Source organism: Caballeronia sp. PC1 (assembly GCF_021353155.1).
Classification (GTDB): domain Bacteria; phylum Pseudomonadota; class Gammaproteobacteria; order Burkholderiales; family Burkholderiaceae; genus Caballeronia; species Caballeronia cordobensis.
The window spans coordinates 1,694,890-1,713,991 of the sequence record NZ_JAJUBH010000002.1; the positions used below are offsets into that span (position 1 = coordinate 1,694,890).

Below are 19,102 nucleotides of genomic sequence, written 5' to 3' on the forward strand. Positions count from 1 at the left end.
AAGTATAGCGGGCGCATCGGGACACTCCGTGCTTGAACTGTTGCGGCGCTGCGGTGTCGGTATACTGACCCCGCAGCCATATGGCCGCTTTTGCAACGTCCGAAGGCCGCAGAATCAGCCACGCCGCGCGCCAACAAACCTGATCAGAGAACGGGTGCCATGAAACGCTATCTGTCCATTTGCTTCGCTTTTCTCCTTGCCTCGATGTCTTTCACCGGCGAGGCGCTTGCACAAACGAGTCCCGATGCCGTCGTGAAGAACGCCGTCGAGGGCACCGTCAACGCCATGAAGGCCGACCCGCAGGCGCGCGGCGGCGACATGGCGAAGATCACGCAGCTGGTCGAAACGCGCTTTCTGCCCGCCACCGACTTCCAGCGCACGACGCGCATCGCGGTCGGCAAGGCCTGGGCGAGCGCCACGCCCGAGCAGCAGAAGCAGCTTTACGACCAGTTCCAGACGTTGCTCGTCCGCACCTACGCGGCGTCCCTGTCGCAACTGCGCGACCAGGACGTGAAGTTCAAGTTCGACGCGCCCAGCCTCGACGCCAACACGAAGGACACGGTCGTCGAATCCCACGTCATTTCCACGGGCGGCGACAATCCGGTGCGCTACCGCCTGCAAAAGACGCCGCAGGGCTGGAAAATCTACGACATCGACATGATGGGCGCATGGCTTATCCAGGTCTATCAGCAACAGTTCGCCGGTCAGTTGCAAAAGGGCGGCGTGGACGCCCTCATCAAGTTCCTCTCGGAGCATAACGCCCGTTCGGCGGGTTGATCACGCGCTTCCTTCCGGCGCGGCCGGGCTTCACGTTCTGCGGTGCTCCACCGCGTACTTGATCAGCTCGGCCTGCCCGTCGATATCCAGTTTGCGCTTGAGATTCAACCGGTGCGTCTCCACCGTGCGCACTGAAAGTCCGTGCTGCTGCGCGATCTGCTTGCTGGACAAACCTTCGGCAAGCGCATCGAGAATGTCGAGTTCGCGCGGTGTCAGGCGTTCGTGCGGCGTCTGCATCGACTGTGCCTGGATCATGCGCACGGCGAGCCCTGCGCTGAAAAACGTCTTGCCGGCGAGCACGGCGTCGATCGCCTGAATGATCTCGGCCGAGGGCGAGTCCTTCAGCACGTAGCCGCTCGCGCCCGCGCGCACCGCCTGCTTCACATATTCGACGTTGTCGTGCATCGACAACATCAGCACGCGTATGCCCGGAAAACGCTCGTGAAACAGCGCCGCCAGCTCGATGCCGCTCATGCCCGCCATGCCGACGTCCATCAGCGCGAGATCGGGCGGATTCGACTCGTCGGCGGCGAGCGCGAGCGCTTCCTTCGCATTGCCAGCCTCGCCGATCACGCGTAAATGCGGCACGGAGTCGAGCCGTGCGCGCAAGCCGTCGCGCACGAGCGGGTGATCGTCCACGAGAATGATGCGGGCGGATTCAACGCTCATCGGTATATCCCTGAAAATTCGGTGCGGCGAGCGGCAACGGCACCGTCGCGGTGATCGACGTGCGGCCGAGCTGCGAACTGATCGCGAGCGCGCCGCCGAGCGTATCGAGCCGTTCGCGCATGTTGCGCAGGCCGACGCCGCTCGACGGGCTGGAAAACGCGTCGTGCGCATCGAAGCCGCGGCCGTTGTCGGTGATGTCGAGTGTGACGGCGTGCGGCGCGATATCGAGCGCGATCGCCGCGCGCGATGCCTGCGCATGCCGCGCGATGTTGGTCAGCGCTTCCTGCGCGATGCGAAACAGCACGGTATTGACGGGATCGGGCAGGATCGCGCGCTGCGCCGCACAAGGTTTGCCTTCCGTCATCGATTCGAAGCGCACTTCGATGCCGTCCTGACCGTCGAGCTCGCGCGCAAGCTGTTCGAGCGCGGCGGCGAGCCCAAGATCGTCGAGCATTGCGGGCCGCAGCGCGTGCGAGATGCGGCGCACTTCGCGCAGCGTGCCGGAGAGACGGCCCAGGCTTGTCGCCAGCGCGGCTTCGGCGGTCGGCTCGCGCGCGGCGCCACGCTCGAACCGCGCGAGCGCCGATTCGAGCAGCAGCTTCACGGAGACGAGCATCTGGCTGATGCCGTCGTGCAGTTCGCGCGACAGTCTCGCGCGTTCCTGCTCCTGCGAGTCCACGACTTGCCGGGCGAGGCGCTTGAGCTTTGCGTCCGCGCTGCGATGTTCGCTGATGTTGAGCACCGCGCCGCACACCGCGATGATCGCGAGCGCCGCAAGCGCAATCGCGCCGATCCATTTGAGCGTGCGTTCGATGTTCGCGGCCGCCTGCGAATCGATGCGCGCGAGCGTCGTTTCGACATCCTCCAGATAAATGCCGGTGCCGATCATCCAGCCCCAGCGCGGCAGCGGCACGACATAGCCGAGCTTCGGCGCGAGCAGGCCGGTGGACGGCCGCCGCCACACATAGCGCACGTAGCCGCCGCCTTTCGACGCTTCTTCGATGAGCTGCTGGATGGTCAGCGCGCCGTTCGGATCGCGCATGAGCCAGAGATCGCGTCCGACGAGATCGGGCTGGCGCGGATGCATGAGCGACGTGCCGCGCATCGTATAGACGAAAAAGTAGCCGTCCTGGCCGAAATCCAGCCGTTGCAGCGCGTCGAGCGCGAGGCGGCGGCGTTCGTCGTCGCTGCGTGGATCGTCGGCGGCTGCGTCGTAATAAGGCGCGACCGCGCTCATCGCCAACTCGACGTAATGCCGAAGCTCGATTTCCTTGCTCGACATATACGCGGCCTGCGTGGTTTCGTGCTGCGCCTGTGCGAGCGATTCGGCCTGCTGGCGCACGCCGTAGGTGATTCCGGCGATGGCCAGTGCGAACGGCACCACTGCGAGCAGAAAGATCTTCGACTTCAGTTTCATCAAAGGCCTGTTCACATACAAAACAGCCATGCGTTGCCCTTCGCAGGGCAACCCTTCGGGAACGCCCGAACTGGGCCGCATGGCGGCGTCGTGCGTCACTTGATTGGCGATACAGGGTTTTCCGCTACGTGAAGCCACGTAGCGCGCATACGTAGTTATGCGCTTGTAAGCGCCCGGGCGAAAGCGAATACTACCGCCCAATGCGCTATCACGGCGCAACCATCGGCCGACACGGTCAATAACTAAGGAGACGCCATGAATCGGGCTTCCGGATTCCTGGTCTGGATCGCGCTCGCGCTATTGGGCGCGTTCGCATTCGGCACCATCGCGCTCGCACACGGCGAGCGTATCAGCGCACTCTGGATCGTCATCGCGGCGGTCTGCGTGTATCTCATCGCTTACCGGTTTTACTCGCGCTTCATCGCGGGCAAGGTGCTGCAACTCGACGGCCTGCGCATGACGCCCGCCGTGCGCCACAACGACGGCCTCGACTACGTGCCGACCAACCGATACGTGCTGTTCGGCCATCACTTCGCGGCGATCGCGGGCGCGGGTCCGCTCGTCGGCCCGGTGCTCGCGGCGCAGATGGGCTACACGCCCGGCATGCTGTGGATTCTCGCGGGCGTGGTGTTCGCGGGCGCGGTGCAGGACTTCGTCGTGCTGTTCATCTCGACGCGCCGCGACGGCCGCTCGCTCGGCGATCTCATCAAGATGGAGCTCGGTACCGTGCCGGGCGTGATCGCGCTGTTCGGCGCGTTCCTCATCATGGTGATCATCCTCGCGGTGCTCGCGCTCATCGTCGTGAAGGCGCTGACGAATTCGCCGTGGGGCACGTTCACCGTCGCCGCGACCATTCCCATCGCGCTCTTCATGGGCGTCTATACGCGCTACATTCGTCCGGGGAAGATCGGCGAGGTGTCGATCATCGGCTTTATCGGGCTGATGCTCGCGATCATCTACGGTGGCCAGGTGGCCGAATCGGCAGCGCTCGCGCCGTACTTCACGTTCACCGGCACGCAACTCGTGTGGATTCTGATCGGCTACGGCTTCGTTGCGTCGGTGCTGCCGGTGTGGCTCCTGCTCGCGCCGCGCGATTATCTCTCGACGTTCCTCAAGATCGGCACGATTCTCGGCCTCGCGATCGGCATTCTGATCGTCGCGCCCGAGTTGAAGATGCCGGCGTTCACGAAGTTCGTCGATGGTTCCGGTCCGGTCTGGGCGGGCAATCTCTTCCCGTTCCTTTTCATCACCATCGCGTGCGGCGCGGTGTCGGGCTTCCATGCGCTGATCTCGTCGGGCACGACGCCCAAGATGATCGATAACGAAGTCAACATGCGCTTCATCGGCTATGGCGCGATGCTGATGGAATCGTTCGTCGCGATCATGGCGCTCGTCGCCGCATGCGTGATCGAACCCGGCGTGTACTTCGCAATGAACAGCCCCGCAGCGCTGCTCGGCACGACGCCGGAAGCGGTCGCGCAGACCGTGTCGAGCTGGGGCTTCGCGCTGACACCGGACATGCTGACATCGACGGCGAAGGCGGTGGGCGAAACGACGATCGTCGCGCGTGCGGGCGGCGCGCCGACGCTCGCGGTCGGCATGGCCGAGATCCTGCATCAGGTGATCGGCGGCCCGGCGATGATGGCCTTCTGGTATCACTTCGCGATTCTCTTCGAGGCGCTCTTCATCCTGACCGCCGTCGATGCGGGCACGCGCGCCGGCCGCTTCATGCTGCAGGACTTGCTCGGCACCTTCCATCCGGCGCTGCGCCGCACGGAATCGCTGCCGGCGAACCTGACCGCGACCGCGCTGTGCGTCGCCGCGTGGGGCTACTTCCTGTATCAGGGCGTGGTCGATCCGTTCGGCGGCATCAACACGCTGTGGCCGCTCTTCGGCATCTCGAACCAGATGCTCGCGGGCATCGCGCTGATGCTCGGCACCGTCGTGCTCTTCAAGATGAAGCGCGAGCGCTACGCGTGGGTGACGCTGGTGCCGACCGTGTGGCTGCTCATCTGCACGTTGACGGCCGGCTGGCAGAAGATTTTCGACGCCAATCCGAAGGTCGGTTTCCTCGCGCACGCGGCCAAGCTGAAGGAAGCGTTCGACGCGGGCAAGGTCATGGCCCCGGCGAAGTCGCTGCCGGAGATGCAGCGCATCATCTTCAATGATTATGTCGATGCGGCGCTCGCCGGTCTGTTCATCTTCGTGGTGCTGAGCATCGCGGTGTATGGCGTGCTGGCGGTGCTGCGCGCCCGCCGCGAATCGAAGCCGACAGTGCGCGAGACGCCGTTCGAGGCGATGCCCGCGGGCGCTTCCAGCACCGTGCGTGCGGGCCACTGAGGAGTCGAGCAATGTTCAGCGATCTTCGGCAAGCAGGACGGTATCTCGGCCAGACGATGCGCCTGATGGTCGGCATGCCCGATTACGACGCCTACGTCACGCACATGCAGACGACGCACCCCGACAAGCCTGTCATGTCGTACGCGGAGTTCTTTCGCGAGCGGCAGGAGGCGAGGTATGGCAGCGGGGCGGGGAAGTGCTGTTGACTCAGCGCTGTTGATGCAGCGCTGCTGACTTGTAGATGAGAACGCGACGGTGATGAGCCGTCGCGTTTTTTTTGCGGACGGACTGCCGCTTTTGCCTATTCCATCCGGACGAGGGTAAAATGACTATCGTCACATGACCAGGGTCGCTATCATGACTGTCAAACGAGTTTCTAAATCGGAGTTCAAGGCCAAGGCGCTTGAGTACTTCCGGCTCGTCGAATCCACGGGAGAAAGCATGATCGTGACAGACCATGGCAAGCCGGTGCTGGAAGTGCGCCGGTATGAGAGTTCGACACTTACGCCGCTAGAAGAATTGCGCGGCAGCGTGCTGTTCTGCGAAGACGCGTTCGAGCCGATCGGCGAGGGCGATTGGGAGGCGTATCGATGATCCTGCTGGACACGCATACGCTGTTGTGGTGGGTCGGCGGAGGCGCACTCAGCAAGCAAGCGCTCTCGGCCATAAGAAAGGAATCGGGCGACGACGGCGAGATTGTCGTCTCCACGATCACAGCCTGGGAAATCGCGCTGCTCGTGCGGCGAGGCAAGATACGCCTTTCGATGGACGTCGGCGACTGGATCGAGAAAGTGAATCGAATCGACGGGGTGAGTTTCGTACCCGTGGACAACAATATCGCCATCAGGTCGATCGATCTCCCAGGCGAGTTTCACAATGACCCGGCAGACCGCTTGATCGTGGCGACGGCGCGTTCGCTGTCGGCGCCCATCGTCACGAAGGATCGATTGATTCGCAAGTACGAGCACGTCAAGACGATCTGGTAAGCAGCAAGAAAAAAGGCGGACGCTCATCAGCCGTCCGCCCTTCATCGATCAACGCAACACGCGAATCAATTCACCGCCGCCGCCGCCTTCGCGCCCTTGTTCTTCTGCTTGCGTCCGATCTCTTCCAGCTTGATCTCGACATGCTTCGAGAACACGAATTCCGCCGGACGCTGCTTGTCGATCGGCAAATCCTTCGCGAACGCGCCGGTCGTGCGCGGGCCCGACAGCGCGATTTTCGCCGCCTTGAGCGGATGCGCCACCGTATCCATCACGGCGGTCGCTTCGAAGCCGCAGTGCACCATGCAGTCCGCGCACTTCTCGTACTTGCCGGTGCCGTACTTGTCCCAGTCGGTCGTTTCCATCAGTTCCTTGAAGGTCTTCACGTAACCTTCGCCGACCAGATAGCACGGCTTCTGCCAGCCGAACACCGTGCGCGCCGGGTTGCCCCACGGCGTGCACTGATAGGTCTGATTGCCCGCGAGAAAGTCGAGGAACAGCGTCGACTGGCTGAACGACCAGTTCTTGCCGTTGTTGCCGCGCTTGAAGATCTCGCGGAACAGATTCTTGGTCTTGTCGCGGTTCAGGAAGTGCTGCTGGTCCGGCGCGCGTTCGTACGCGTAGCCCGGCGACACGGTAATGCCATCGACGCCGATGGGACCGAGCGTATCGAAGAACTTCGCCACGCGCTCCGGTTCCGCGTCGTTGAACAGCGTGCAGTTGATGTTCACGCGAAAGCCACGGCGCTTCGCTTCCTTGATGGCCGCGACAGCCTTGTCGTACGTGCCCGGTTGCGAGACCGAGTGATCGTGCGCCTCGCGGTCGCCGTCCAGGTGAACGGACCAGACGAAGTACGGGCTCGGCTCGTAATCGTCCATTTTCTTTTCCATCAGGAGCGCATTCGTGCAGAGATACACGAACTTCTTGCGCGCCATGATGCCCTTTACGATCTGCGGCATTTCCTTGTGCAGGAGCGGCTCGCCGCCTGCAATGGACACGACCGGCGCGCCGCACTCGTCGACGGCTTCGAGGCACTCCTCCAGCGACAGACGCTGGTTCAGGATCGGGTCCGGATAATCGATCTTGCCGCAGCCGTTACACGCGAGATTGCAGCGGAACAGCGGTTCCAGCATCAGCGCGAGCGGATAGCGCTTCGTGCCCGTGAAGTGCTGCTTGAAAATGTAGGCGCCAACGCGGGCCTTCTGGAGCATCGGGATAGACAATTGCGTCCTCTCCTTATTCTTCGCGAATCGCGGTTGCCGCAACGGCGGCGACCGGCTGGATAAGTTTCGCGGGGAGTTTGAATTCGACCTTTTCCTCGCGGCCGTTCATCGTCGTGACTTCGACGTTGCCGAATGCGCGCAGGGCATCGATCACATGTTTGACCATTTCCTCGGGCGCCGAAGCGCCCGCGGTGAGGCCGACCGTCTGCACGTTGGCAAACCATTCCGGCCTGATCTCTGAACCGTCCGCGACGAGGTAGCTCGGCACGCCGCTTTCGGCGCCGATCTCCCGCAGACGATTCGAATTGGAACTATTGGTCGCGCCGACCACGAGCAGCACGTCCACCTGCTTCGACAGCTCGCGCACCGCGGCCTGCCGGTTTTGCGTCGCGTAGCAGATGTCGCGCGTGTCAGGCCCGACGATATCCGTGAAGCGGCGCTGCAAGGCGTCGATGATGCCGCGCGTGTCATCGACGGACAGCGTGGTCTGCGTGACATACGCCACGGGCGTGTCGGGCGCGAGCGTCATCTTCGCGACCTCGGCTTCGCTTTGCACCAGCACGACGACGCCCGGAATCTGCCCGATCGTGCCTTCGACTTCCGGATGGCCCGCATGGCCGATCAGAATCAGCGTGCGCCCCTGCGCGACATACTGGCGGCCTTGCACGTGAACCTTGGTGACGAGCGGGCAGGTGGCGTCCAGCACATCGAGACCGCGCGTCTGCGCGTCTTTCTCGACGCTTCGCGCGACGCCGTGTGCGCTGAAAATCGCGACCGCGCCGTGCGGCACTTCATCCAGTTCTTCGACGAAACGTGCGCCCTTGCTGCGCAGATTGTCGACGACATGACGGTTATGAACGATTTCGTGACGCACGTAGACCGGTGCGCCATGCCGTTCGAGCGCCCGATCGACGATCTCGATCGCGCGGACCACGCCCGCACAAAAGCCGCGGGGTTGAGCAAGGATAATACGCATATTCGAACGAACTCCGACTGACGCGGGTCTCGGGTTAGCCGGCGCGAAGCTCGCGCTTTCCCAAAGACGCGGCCCTGAACGACACTCGGAGACGTTCGGAAGGCCCGGGAAAGCAGATCGGAAAAAAAGACACGGTGATGTCGGTCTGCGCGCCGAAGATGACCGCGTATTCTAACGCGTTCCCTTTTTGGGTGCTCAATGCCTGTTTCAATGCCGGCGTTGGCGCGAGGCATGTAAATACGGCGGTTCGCAGAAGCCAGTAAACTGTCGGACGCTTCGGGCCCCGCGCTGCGCGACTCGCGCGTCGCGGGCCCGTGCCGCAGGTGACCGGACTGGGCTTCCTACCTTCTGGCGCGGTGTATTTTTCGCGCAACGTTACGGTATGGACGCAGGTCGAACCCGGGTCCAAAAGCGGCCGGATCGCAGTCCGGCGGCAAAACTGTTTACACGTGAATCATTAATTACATGCTATTGATCGCCTGGCTCTCATTCCTGATATGGATCGTGCTGCTTTTCGCCCGCGGCGGCTTCTGGCGTGCGCAGGCCGCGCCGGCGCTGTCCGATACGACGATCCACGCCCTCGGCAACGCGGAGATCGCGCGGCGCGGCGCATGGCCCGCGCTGGTCGCGGTCGTGCCCGCGCGCAATGAAGCCGATGTGATCGGGCGCGCGGTCGGCTCGCTGCTCAAGCAGGACTACGCGGGCGCATTCCATGTGATCGTCGTCGATGACCACAGCACCGACGGCACCGCCAGCGTCGCGCTCGCCGCCGCACGCGATCTCGGGCTCGAAGACCGCCTGACCGTGCTGACCGCCCAGCCGTTGCCGCCGGGCTGGTCGGGCAAGGTGTGGGCGCAGTCGCAGGGCATCGGCGCGATCGATTCGCTCGGCCTGCCCGCCGAGTTCCTGTTGCTGACCGATGCCGACATCTACCATCCCGCCGACGCCGCCACGCAACTCGTCGCGCGCACGATCCTCGAAGACCGCGATCTGGTCTCGCTGATGGTCCGCCTGCGCTGCGATTCGCTCTCGGAAAAAGCGCTGATTCCCGCGTTCGTGTTCTTCTTCGCGAAGCTGTATCCGTTCGCGTGGGTCAACGACGTGAAGAAGTCCACCGCGGGCGCGGCGGGCGGATGCATGCTCGTGCGCCGTTCGGCGCTGGTGGAAGCGGGCGGCATCGAATCGATCCGTCAGGAACTGATCGACGATTGCAGTCTCGCCGAGCGCATCAAGCATCGCGCGGGCCGCAACGACGCGCGGCCGATCCGCCTCGACCTCGCCGAGCGCAGCGAATCGCTGCGTCCGTACGACGACTGGCGCGAAATCTGGAACATGATCGCGCGCACCGCGTTCACGCAGTTGCGCTATTCGCCGCTGCTGCTTGCCGGCACGCTGCTCGGCATGGTGCTGATCTATCTCGTGCCGCCGGTCTTCGCGCTGGCATTCGGCCCGCGCGCGTGGCCCGCGTGCGCGGCGTGGGCGTTCATGTGCATCGCGTATGGGCCGATGCTGCGCTATTACCGCAGATCGCTGTTTTGGGCGCCGCTCCTGCCGCTCGTCGCGTTGTTCTATGTCAGCGCGACGGTCGGTTCAGCCGTGCGTTACTGGAGCGGGAAGGGCGGGCAATGGAAGGCGCGCGTGCAGGCGCCGACTCAGGAAGGTTCGTGATTGCGTGACCGCGCGGGCGGCTTCGACAACGAAGCCGCCTTATTTTTTCGTCAACATGGCGTACAGCTCGATGACCATGTTCGGCGACAACGTGAACGGCACCCAGCCGTGCCCGCCGTGACGCATGAGCAGCAGGCGGTCGCCGTTGGGGTATTTCTGCGTCGCCATGAGCGGATTCTTGGTGGCCGCGAAGCGCCATCCCGGCGCGACGCCCATCGGCTGCTCCGCCGACATCGACGCGCGCACGTTCGACAACTCCTCGATCAGCTCGGACACGCCTTCCGGGCTCAGCTTCACGGTCTTGCCCGCGATGGTCATTTCGATGGCGTCGCGCTCCGGGCGCGACACGACGAGCGTCGGCGGCTCGTTCAGCGCGGGCGGTTCGGCGGGTGCGGCGGAATCGGTGGAATCGGCGGGTTCGCGGGCATCGCGCAATGCGGGCGGTTCGCCGGGCGAAGCAACGTTCGGCGGCGAAGCCTGTTCAGCCGGTTCAGCCGATGTCAGGTCAGATGCGGCGGCGGTCCTGAGGAGCGTGTCGAGGCTCGACTCCAGCGCGCCGAGCTGGTCGTGTAGATTCATGCGAATGTGTCTGTGTCGGTGTCTTGCAGCCGTGCGGCGAGGCAACGATTTTACCCGCTCGACTTTGGCGAGGCTGGCACAGGTTGTAACCAATTGCACCGAAGGCACGGATTACGCGGAAGAAATCGTCGGCTCAAAAACAAAACCGGCATCTCGAAAAGAGATGCCGGTTTGCCGGAACGCGCATGACGCGCGTCCGCTTCCGCCTTACTTCGCCTGAGCTTGCGCGAGCGCGTCGTTGAGCGTCTTGCTCGGGCGCATCACGGCTTCGAGCTTGGCCTCGTCCGGCTTGTAGTAGCCGCCGATATCCGCCGCATTGCCTTGCACGGCGGCGAGTTCGTCGACGATCTTCTGCTCGTTCGCAGCCAGCGTCTTGGCGAGCGGCGCGAACTGCTCGGCGAGCGCCTTGTCTTCGGTCTGCGAGGCGAGTTCCTGCGCCCAGTACATCGCGAGATAGAACTGGCTGCCGCGATTGTCGAGCTGGCCAGTCTTCGGCGACGGGCTCTTGTTGTTGTCGAGCAGTTTGCCAGTGGCCGAATCCAGCGCCTTCGCGACGAGCTTCGCGCGCGCGTTGTCGTTCTTAATGCCGAGCTCTTCCAGCGAGACAGCCAGCGCGAGGAATTCGCCGAGCGAGTCCCAGCGCAGGTGGTTTTCCTGCACGAGCTGCTGGACGTGCTTCGGCGCCGAACCGCCCGCGCCCGTTTCATACAGGCCGCCGCCCGCCATCAGCGGAACGATCGACAGCATCTTCGCGCTGGTGCCGAGTTCCATGATCGGGAACAGGTCGGTGAGGTAGTCGCGCAGGATGTTGCCCGTGGCCGAGATCGTGTCCATGCCGCGAATCACGCGTTCGAGCGTGTAACGCATCGCGCGCACTTGCGACATGATCTGGATGTCGAGGCCCGTGGTGTCGTAATCCTTCAGGTACGTCTCGACCTTCTTGATCAGTTCGGCTTCGTGCGGACGGTACGGGTCGAGCCAGAACACCGCCGGCGTGCCCGAGTTCTTCACGCGCGTCACGGCGAGCTTGACCCAGTCGCGGATCGGCGCATCCTTCACGAGGCACATGCGCCAGATGTCGCCCTTCTCGACTTCCTGCGTCAGCCCTTCGATGACTTCGCCCGTCGCGTTGTCGACGATGCGCGCCGTGCCGTCTTCGGCGATCTCGAAGGTCTTGTCGTGCGAGCCGTACTCTTCGGCCTTCTGCGCCATCAGGCCGACGTTCGGCACCGTGCCCATGGTCTTCGGGTCGAACGCGCCATTGGTCTTGCAGAAGTTGATGATTTCCTGATAGATGCGCGCGAACGTGCTTTCCGGAATCAGGCACTTCGTGTCTTGCGGACGGCCGTCGGCGCCCCACATCTTGCCGCCAGCGCGGATCATCGCGGGCATCGATGCGTCGACGATCACGTCGTTCGGCGCGTGCAGGTTCGAGATGCCCTTGGCGGAATCGACCATCGCCAGCGCCGGGCGCTTTTCGTGGCACGCGTGCATGTCGCGGATGACTTCGTCGCGCTGCGATTCCGGCAACGCCTCGATCTTCGTGTACAGATCGACGAGGCCGTTGTTCACGTTGATGCCGAGTTCTTCGAAGAGCTTCGCGTGCTTCGCGAACGCGTCCTTATAGAAGACCTTCACGGCGTGGCCGAAGACGATCGGGTGCGAGACCTTCATCATGGTCGCCTTGACGTGCAGCGACAGCATGACGCCCGTGTCGAACGCGTCCTGCATCTGGTCTTCGTAGAACTCGACGAGCGCCTTCTTGCTCATGAACATGCTGTCGACGATCTCGCCGTCCTGCAGCTTGACCTTCGGCTTGAGCACGATGGTTTCGCCGCGCTTCGTGACGAGTTCCATGCGCACTTCGCGCGCTTTATCGTTCGTGACGGACTTTTCGCCGTGATAGAAGTCGCCGTGCTTCATGTGCGCGACGTGCGTGCGCGAGGCCATGCTCCACTCGCCCATGCTGTGCGGATGCTTCTTCGCGTAGTTCTTGACGGCGAGCGGCGCGCGGCGGTCCGAATTGCCTTCGCGCAGCACCGGGTTCACCGCCGAGCCGAGACACTTGCCATAGCGGGCGCGGATGGCTTTCTCTTCGTCGTTCTTCGGCTCTTCGGGGTAGTCGGGCAGCTTGTAGCCCTTCGACTGCAATTCCTTGATCGCGCTCGTCAATTGATGCAGCGACGCGCTGATGTTCGGCAGCTTGATGATGTTGGTGTCGGCGTCCTGCGTGAGCTCGCCGAGCTTCGCCAGGTTGTCGGGGACCTTTTGCGCGTCGGTCAGGTATTCGGGGAATTCGCCCAGGATGCGCGCGGCCACCGAAATGTCGCTCGTCGCGACGTTGACACCCGCCGGCGCGGTGAAGGTACGGATGATCGGCAGAAAGGCGCTGGTCGCGAGCAGCGGAGCTTCGTCGGTCAGGGTGTAGATGATGGTGGGTTGCTGGTTACTCATCGCTTGTCTCGACATCCGAAAACAGGTTGGAAAAAACCGCCGGCTGCGTCACCCCTCCGGCAACAAACCGCTATTCTGCCTGATTTTGCGACGCGCGCGTGTGAATTTCGGCTCCCGCGGACGGCGAAAACAGGCGTTTATCTTGCTATATCAACGACTTAAGATTTTTCAAGTCTTATAGAAGAGTTGCGACGTTTTGCCGTCGTTGCGGCAGCCGGAACGTTTCACGCACCGATTTCGCGATTCACTAGGCGAGATAACCGTTCGCGCGGAACCATTCCAGCGCGTCGCGCAACCCTTCCTGGTACGGTCGCGCGGCGTAGCCGAGCTCGCGCTCCGCCTTCGCCGACGTGAACCACATCTTGTTCTTGGACATGCGCAGCGCGTCGACCGTCACCATCGGCTCCTTGCCGCTGAATTTCGCGAACAGTTCCGCGCCGATCGCGACGGGGTAGAGCGGCCCGCGCGGCAGCTTGACGGTCGGCGGCTTGCGCCCGACGAATCCGGCGATGTCCGCGAGCATTTGCTGCAAGGGCAGGTTCTCGCCGCCGAGAATGTAGCGTTCGCCGATCTTGCCGCGTTCCAGCGCGAGAAAATGCCCGTTCGCGACGTCATCGACGTGCACGAGGTTCAGGCCCGTATCGACGAACGCGGGAATCTTGCCCGTCGCCGCCTCGACGATGATGCGCCCAGTCGGCGTCGGACGCACGTCGCGCGGGCCGATCGGCGTCGACGGATTGACGATCACCGCCGGCAATGCGTTCTGCGCGACCATGCGCTCGACCGCGCGCTCGGCCAGCACCTTGCTGCGCTTGTACGCGCCGATCGTGCTCTGCGGATCGGACGGCTTCGTTTCGTCGACGATCGCGCCTGAATTCGTCACCTTCAGCGTCGCGACGCTGCTGGTATACACGATACGCTCGACGCCTTCGGCGAGCGCCGCGCGCATCGTCGCTTCGGTGCCTTCGAGATTGGCGCGCTCGATCTCGGACGGATCGGGCGCCCAGATGCGGTAATCGGCCGCCACGTGAAACAGGAAGCGGCAGCCCTTGAGCGCGGCGCGCATCGACGCTTCGTCGCGCATGTCGCCGACCACGATCTCCGCGTTCAGCGATTCGACGTTCTTGCGCGGGCTGGTCTTGCGCACGAGCACGCGCACATCGAAACCGCGTGCGATGGCGAGCCGCGCGACCGCGGACCCGACGAACCCCGAGGCGCCCGTGACGAGCACGCGAGAGCCGGAAAAATCAGTCATTCTTACCTCGATGAAAACGCTGGCGCGACGGTCTTTCGTAACAACTGCCGCGCGAAAACGCATGCGCTGATCGGCTGCAAAGCCCGATGTGACAAGGACTTGCGGCTCATGCTAAGGTCGCTGCCTGCCGTCGCGCGCGGGCGCGCAAAACATGAACATAACCGGTCAACGATGCCTCAAGACACTCGAAACCTCATCTCCTGGATCTACTTCGCCATTGCGATCGCGCTCGCCGTCGTGTTCGCCGTCGACGTGCTCACGCCGATGCGCGTCGCGATCTGGGTCTTCTATCTGCTGCCGGTCGTGCTGTGCGTCTGGGTGGACCGTCCCGCCGTGCCGATCGTCACCGCGGGCGCTTCCGCGGTGCTGATGGTCGCGGGTTACGCATTGTCGCCTCTCGATCCGGACGCGAGCCGCGAAGTGCTCCAGGTGAACCGCGCGATGGGCATCGTCGTGCTGCTCACGCTCGCGGCGGTGGCGCATCTATATATCAAATCGCGGCTCGCCGTACAACGCACGACCTGGCTTCAGCAAGGCATCGTGCAATTGAGCGTGAAGCTGCGCGGCGAACAGTCTCCGGCTTCGATCGGCGTGAGCATCCTGCGTTCGATCGTGCCGTACCTGGAGGCGAAAGTCGGCGTGGTCTACGCGCTCGAAGGCGATGCGCTCGCGCGCGTCGCGGCGTGGGCGCTGCCGGACGAAAACAGCGCGCCGCGCACGATCGCGCGTGGCGAGGGGCTCGTCGGCCAGGCACTCGCCGACGAACGCGTGCTCGAACTGCGCGATGCCTCCGCGCATTATCTGCGAACCGGTTCCGCGCTCGGCTCCGCGAAGGCTTCACGCGTCGTCATCGCGCCGCTTTTTGCCGATGGCGAAGCCGCGGGCGCGATCGAACTCGGCTTTGTCGGCGACGAAGGCCGGTTCGACGACGCCCGCGCGCTGCTCGACATGGCCGCGGAACCGATCGGCATGGCGATGCGCTCCGCGCGCTATCGCGCGCGTCTCGTCGAACTGCTCGAAGAGACGCAGCGCCAGAGCGAGGAATTGCAGGTGCAGCAGGAAGAGCTGCGGGTCTCGAACGAGGAGCTCGAAGAGCGCGGCCGCGCGTTGCAGGACTCGCAGGCGCGGCTCGAACAGCAGCAGGCCGAGCTCGAACAGACCAACGTGCAACTGGAAGAGCACACGCAGCATCTCGAACGGCAGAAGTCCGAACTCCTGCAGGTGCAGCAGGAACTGACCGCGAATGCGCTGGAAATGGAGCGCGCGAGCCAGTACAAGTCGGAGTTCCTCGCGAACATGTCCCACGAGTTGCGCACGCCGCTCAACAGTTCGCTGATTCTCGCCAAGCTCTTGCAGGACAACAAGCAAGGCAATCTCACCGACGAGCAGGTGCGTTTCGCCGCGACGATCCATTCGTCGAACAGCGACCTGCTCGCGCTCATCAACGACATTCTGGATTTGTCCAAGGTCGAGGCGGGACAGATGGACGTGCAGTTCGCGCCCACGTCCGTCGATTCGATCTTGCAGGCGCTCAGGCAGTCTTTCGCGCCGGTCGCCGAAAGCAAGGGGCTCGAATTCGTCACCGAGCACGGGGAGAACGTGCCGGACTATTTCGTCACGGACAGCCAGCGGCTTTTGCAGGTGTTGCGCAATCTGCTCTCGAACGCGTTCAAGTTCACCGAGCGCGGCCGCGTGACGGTCGCGGCGCACCGCGCGGGCGACAACGCGCTGCGCTTCGAAGTGCGCGATACGGGCATCGGCATCGCGCGCGAGAAGCAGGACATGATCTTCCAGGCGTTCCAGCAGGCCGACGGCACCACGAGCCGCAAATACGGCGGCAGCGGGCTCGGCCTGTCGATTTCGCGCGAGTTCTCGCGTCTGCTCGGCGGCTCGGTGGCGGTGTCGAGCGAACTGGGGCACGGCAGCGTGTTCTCCGTGACGCTGCCGGTGGCCGCGCGCGAAGGCGTCGTCACCGCGAAGCTCGAAGCGATCGGCCAGACGAGCGAGCCGGAGCCGGTGGCGGTCAAGCCCCAGCCGCTTCCCGTTGCGCCGCCTGTCGTGTTGCCGGAGCCCGTGGCCATCGCCGACGACCGCGCCGAGCGCAAGCGTCCTGATCGCGTGATTCTCGTCATCGAGGACGATCAGCCGTTCGCGCGCATCCTCTACGATCTCGCGCACGAGCTCGATTTCGACTGCGTGCACGCGGCCACCGCGACGCAGGGCGTCGAGCTCGCGCGCTCGCTGCAGCCGAACGGCATCCTGCTCGATATCGGCTTGCCGGACCAGTCGGGCCTCACGGTGCTCGAATGGCTCAAGCACGATCCGCTCACGCGCCACATTCCGATCCACATCGTCTCCGCGACGGATCACGCCGATGTCGCGCTGCATCTCGGCGCGATCGGCTATACGCTGAAACCGAGCGCGCGCGACGAACTCGCCCTCGCGATCCGCAAGCTCGAAGCGCGCTCGGCGCAGGGCATGCGGCGCGTGCTCGTCGTCGAGGACGATCCGGCGCTGCGCCAGAGCATTCACGCGCTGCTCGCGAGCGACACCGTGGCGATCGTCGGCGCGGGATCGATTGCGCAGGCCATCGAGGAAATGCAGCGCGGCGTGTTCGATTGCGTCGTGATGGATCTCGCGCTGCCCGACGGCTCCGGCTACGAACTGCTCGAACGCGTGTCGACGAGCGGCGGGCACGCGTCGCCGCCGGTGATCGTCTACACGGGGCGGCTGCTGTCGCAGGAAGAAGAGCAGCGCCTGCGCCGCTACTCGAAATCGATCATCATCAAGGGAGCGAAATCGCCGGAGCGCCTGCTCGATGAAGTCACGCTCTTCCTGCATAGCGTCGAAAGCGCGCTGCCGCCCGAACAGCAGCGCATGCTGCGCGCGGCCCGCCAGCGCGACGACGTGTTCGAAGGGCGCACGATTCTTCTCGCGGAAGACGACGTGCGCAACATCTTCGCCCTGTCGCGCGTGATCGAGCCGCTGGGCGCGACGCTCGAAATCGCGCGCAACGGCCGCGAGGCGCTCGAAGCGCTGGCGCGCCGCAACGACATCGACCTCGTGCTGATGGACGTGATGATGCCCGAGATGGACGGCCTGACCGCGATGACCGAAATCCGCAAGCAGTCGGAGCATGCACGCCTGCCGATCATCGCGCTGACGGCGAAAGCGATGCCGAGCGACCGCGAGAAATGTCTCGAGGCGGGTGCGGACGATTACATATCGAAGCCCATCGACGTGGATAAGCTCGTGTCGCTGTGCCGTGTGTGGCTGCGGCAGCGATGAACGGACCGATTCTCAGATGAACGACAGCCGGCACGACGAAGACGACACGTTCGACATCGAACTGAAGCTGATTCTGGAAGCGATCTATCTGCGCTATCAGCACGACTTCAGGCATTACTCCGTGAGTTCGCTCAGACGCAGGCTCGCGCAGGCCGTGCACGATTTCAGCCTGCCGACGCTCTCGCATTTGCAGGAGCGCATCCTGCGCGATCCGGCGCTCTTCGCGCGGCTCTTTCAGTACCTGACGGTGCAGGTGAGCGAGATGTTTCGCGACCCGCAGTACTTTCGCGCGATCCGCGAGCAGGTCGTGCCGATTCTGCAGACCTATCCGTCGATCAAGGTGTGGGTCGCGGGATGCAGCAGCGGCGAGGAGCTGTGGTCGCTCGCGGTGCTCTTCGCGGAGGAGAAGATCGCGGACCGCACCGTGTTCTATGCGACCGACATCAACGCCGAAGCCTTGCGTCAGGCCGAGGGCGGCATCTATCCGCTCGATCGCATGGCGGGCTTCAGCCAGAACTATCTCGCGGCGGGCGGCAAGCGCTCGCTGTCCGACTACTATCACGCGGCCTACGGCGCGGCGAAGTTCTCGCAGACGCTCAAGTCGCGCGTGGTGTTCGCCGATCACTCGCTCGCCACCGACAGCGTGTTTCTGGAAGCGCATCTGGTGTCGTGCCGCAACGTGCTGATCTATTTCGATCGCGCGCTGCAGGACCGCGCGCTCGGCCTGTTCAGCGATTCGCTCGTGCGGCGCGGCTTTCTCGGTCTCGGCAGCAAGGAGAGCCTGCGCTTTTCGAAGTACGCGGACCGCTTCGCGGACTTCAATCCGCGCGAGCGCCTTTATCAGAAGGTGTGACGATGTTCGACACTATCGGCATGCAGCACATCGGAGCGGTCGTGATCGGCGCATCGGCGGGCGGCGTCGATGCGTTGAGCCACTTGTTGCCCGCACTGCCGAAGGCGTTCGCGCCGCCGGTGCTCATCGTCGTGCATGTGCGGCAGGGCCAGCCGAGCCTCTTGCCGGCACTCTTCGCGACGCGCTGCGTTTTGCCCATCGAAGAGCCGTTCGACAAGGATGAGATCGCGCACGGCACCGTCTATTTCGCGCCGGCGGGCTATCACATGCTCGTGGAGGCGGAAGGCGGCGAGGCGCCGTCGATCGCGCTTTCGGTCGATCCGCCGGTGCGCTTCTCGCGGCCTTCGGTGGACGTGCTGTTCGAATCCGCCGCGCATGCCTACGGCGAGCGGCTGCTCGGCATCGTGCTCTCGGGCGCGAACGACGACGGCGCGCGCGGCGCGCGTGCGATCCGCGATGCGGGCGGCGCATGCTGGGCGCAGGACCCGACGACGGCCCCGTCGCCCGCCATGCCGCTCGCGGCGATCGCGGAGGGCGCGGTGCACGAAGTACTGACGCTGGACGCAATGACGATGCGGCTTTCGCAATGCATCCGCCGCCAGCCATGAAAAGAAGGCAAG

Annotated in this window: 16 protein-coding genes; 9 read left to right on the forward strand and 7 right to left on the reverse strand. The window is 64.1% G+C overall.

What is annotated here, in order from left to right; translation table 11 throughout:
* The first annotated feature begins 159 nt into the window (after nucleotides 1–159).
* Complete coding sequence (locus LY284_RS23790) at nucleotides 160–777, forward strand: phospholipid-binding protein MlaC (protein ID WP_077158032.1); 618 nt, start codon at nucleotides 160–162, stop codon at nucleotides 775–777.
* A gap of 30 nt (nucleotides 778–807) precedes the next feature.
* Here LY284_RS23790 and LY284_RS23795 read toward each other — a convergent pair whose 3' ends face one another.
* Nucleotides 808–1,446, reverse strand: coding sequence for a response regulator transcription factor (locus tag LY284_RS23795; protein WP_233388167.1), 639 nt, complete (start codon nucleotides 1,444–1,446; stop codon nucleotides 808–810).
* Complete coding sequence (locus LY284_RS23800; RefSeq protein WP_053569742.1) at nucleotides 1,436–2,863, reverse strand: cache domain-containing protein; 1,428 nt, start codon at nucleotides 2,861–2,863, stop codon at nucleotides 1,436–1,438. The genes LY284_RS23795 and LY284_RS23800 overlap by 11 nt, the downstream gene beginning before the upstream one ends.
* Nucleotides 2,864–3,118: 255 nt before the next feature.
* Between LY284_RS23800 and LY284_RS23805 the strand changes: the two genes are divergently transcribed.
* The 4 genes from LY284_RS23805 to LY284_RS23820 all read left to right on the forward strand — a co-directional run bounded on the left by LY284_RS23805 (nucleotide 3,119) and on the right by LY284_RS23820 (nucleotide 6,189).
* Nucleotides 3,119–5,203: a carbon starvation CstA family protein gene (locus LY284_RS23805; protein ID WP_045452643.1), complete on the forward strand. Its 2,085-nt coding sequence runs from the start codon at nucleotides 3,119–3,121 to the stop codon at nucleotides 5,201–5,203.
* 11 nt (nucleotides 5,204–5,214) lie between these two features.
* Nucleotides 5,215–5,409, forward strand: a complete 195-nt coding sequence (locus LY284_RS23810) for a YbdD/YjiX family protein (RefSeq protein WP_008354281.1) — start codon at nucleotides 5,215–5,217, stop codon at nucleotides 5,407–5,409.
* A gap of 148 nt (nucleotides 5,410–5,557) precedes the next feature.
* Nucleotides 5,558–5,797 (forward strand): type II toxin-antitoxin system Phd/YefM family antitoxin, encoded by a 240-nt coding sequence (locus LY284_RS23815; protein WP_374730260.1) that lies wholly within the window; start codon nucleotides 5,558–5,560, stop codon nucleotides 5,795–5,797.
* Nucleotides 5,794–6,189: a type II toxin-antitoxin system VapC family toxin gene (locus tag LY284_RS23820; RefSeq protein WP_233388168.1), complete on the forward strand. Its 396-nt coding sequence runs from the start codon at nucleotides 5,794–5,796 to the stop codon at nucleotides 6,187–6,189. The genes LY284_RS23815 and LY284_RS23820 overlap by 4 nt, the downstream gene beginning before the upstream one ends.
* Before the next feature lie 65 nt (nucleotides 6,190–6,254).
* Here the strand turns inward: LY284_RS23820 and hpnH are convergent, their stop codons facing one another.
* Entirely contained in the window at nucleotides 6,255–7,409 is a 1,155-nt protein-coding gene (hpnH, locus tag LY284_RS23825) for an adenosyl-hopene transferase HpnH (protein WP_014251624.1), read from the reverse strand.
* Nucleotides 7,410–7,422: 13 nt separating this feature from the next.
* Nucleotides 7,423–8,385 carry a 4-hydroxy-3-methylbut-2-enyl diphosphate reductase gene (ispH, locus tag LY284_RS23830; protein ID WP_045452649.1) on the reverse strand — a complete coding sequence of 321 codons (963 nt, stop codon included), beginning with the start codon at nucleotides 8,383–8,385 and terminating at the stop codon, nucleotides 7,423–7,425.
* A gap of 465 nt (nucleotides 8,386–8,850) precedes the next feature.
* Between ispH and LY284_RS23835 the strand changes: the two genes are divergently transcribed.
* Nucleotides 8,851–10,053 carry a glycosyltransferase gene (locus LY284_RS23835; RefSeq protein ID WP_233388169.1) on the forward strand — a complete coding sequence of 401 codons (1,203 nt, stop codon included), beginning with the start codon at nucleotides 8,851–8,853 and terminating at the stop codon, nucleotides 10,051–10,053.
* Between the two features lie 39 nt (nucleotides 10,054–10,092).
* Here LY284_RS23835 and LY284_RS23840 read toward each other — a convergent pair whose 3' ends face one another.
* The 3 genes from LY284_RS23840 to hpnA all read right to left on the reverse strand — a co-directional run bounded on the left by LY284_RS23840 (nucleotide 10,093) and on the right by hpnA (nucleotide 14,341).
* Nucleotides 10,093–10,632, reverse strand: a complete 540-nt coding sequence (locus LY284_RS23840) for a hypothetical protein (protein ID WP_233388170.1) — start codon at nucleotides 10,630–10,632, stop codon at nucleotides 10,093–10,095.
* Between the two features lie 207 nt (nucleotides 10,633–10,839).
* A complete protein-coding gene (locus LY284_RS23845) occupies nucleotides 10,840–13,086 on the reverse strand; it encodes an NADP-dependent isocitrate dehydrogenase (RefSeq protein ID WP_045455420.1) in 2,247 nt (748 codons plus the stop codon).
* Between the two features lie 247 nt (nucleotides 13,087–13,333).
* On the reverse strand, nucleotides 13,334–14,341 hold the full coding sequence (hpnA, locus tag LY284_RS23850; protein ID WP_233388171.1) for a hopanoid-associated sugar epimerase: 1,008 nt from the start codon (nucleotides 14,339–14,341) through the stop codon (nucleotides 13,334–13,336).
* Between the two features lie 171 nt (nucleotides 14,342–14,512).
* Here hpnA and LY284_RS23855 point away from each other — a divergent pair, with 171 nt between their 5' ends.
* Genes LY284_RS23855 through LY284_RS23865 form a run of 3 tightly spaced genes read left to right on the forward strand, consistent with a single transcriptional unit; the run spans nucleotide 14,513 to nucleotide 19,090 of the window.
* Complete coding sequence (locus LY284_RS23855; RefSeq protein ID WP_014251630.1) at nucleotides 14,513–17,629, forward strand: response regulator; 3,117 nt, start codon at nucleotides 14,513–14,515, stop codon at nucleotides 17,627–17,629.
* Between the two features lie 16 nt (nucleotides 17,630–17,645).
* Nucleotides 17,646–18,482: a protein-glutamate O-methyltransferase CheR gene (locus tag LY284_RS23860; RefSeq protein ID WP_077158038.1), complete on the forward strand. Its 837-nt coding sequence runs from the start codon at nucleotides 17,646–17,648 to the stop codon at nucleotides 18,480–18,482.
* A gap of 2 nt (nucleotides 18,483–18,484) precedes the next feature.
* Nucleotides 18,485–19,090: a chemotaxis protein CheB gene (locus tag LY284_RS23865; RefSeq protein WP_231927783.1), complete on the forward strand. Its 606-nt coding sequence runs from the start codon at nucleotides 18,485–18,487 to the stop codon at nucleotides 19,088–19,090.
* Nucleotides 19,091–19,102 lie beyond the last annotated feature (12 nt).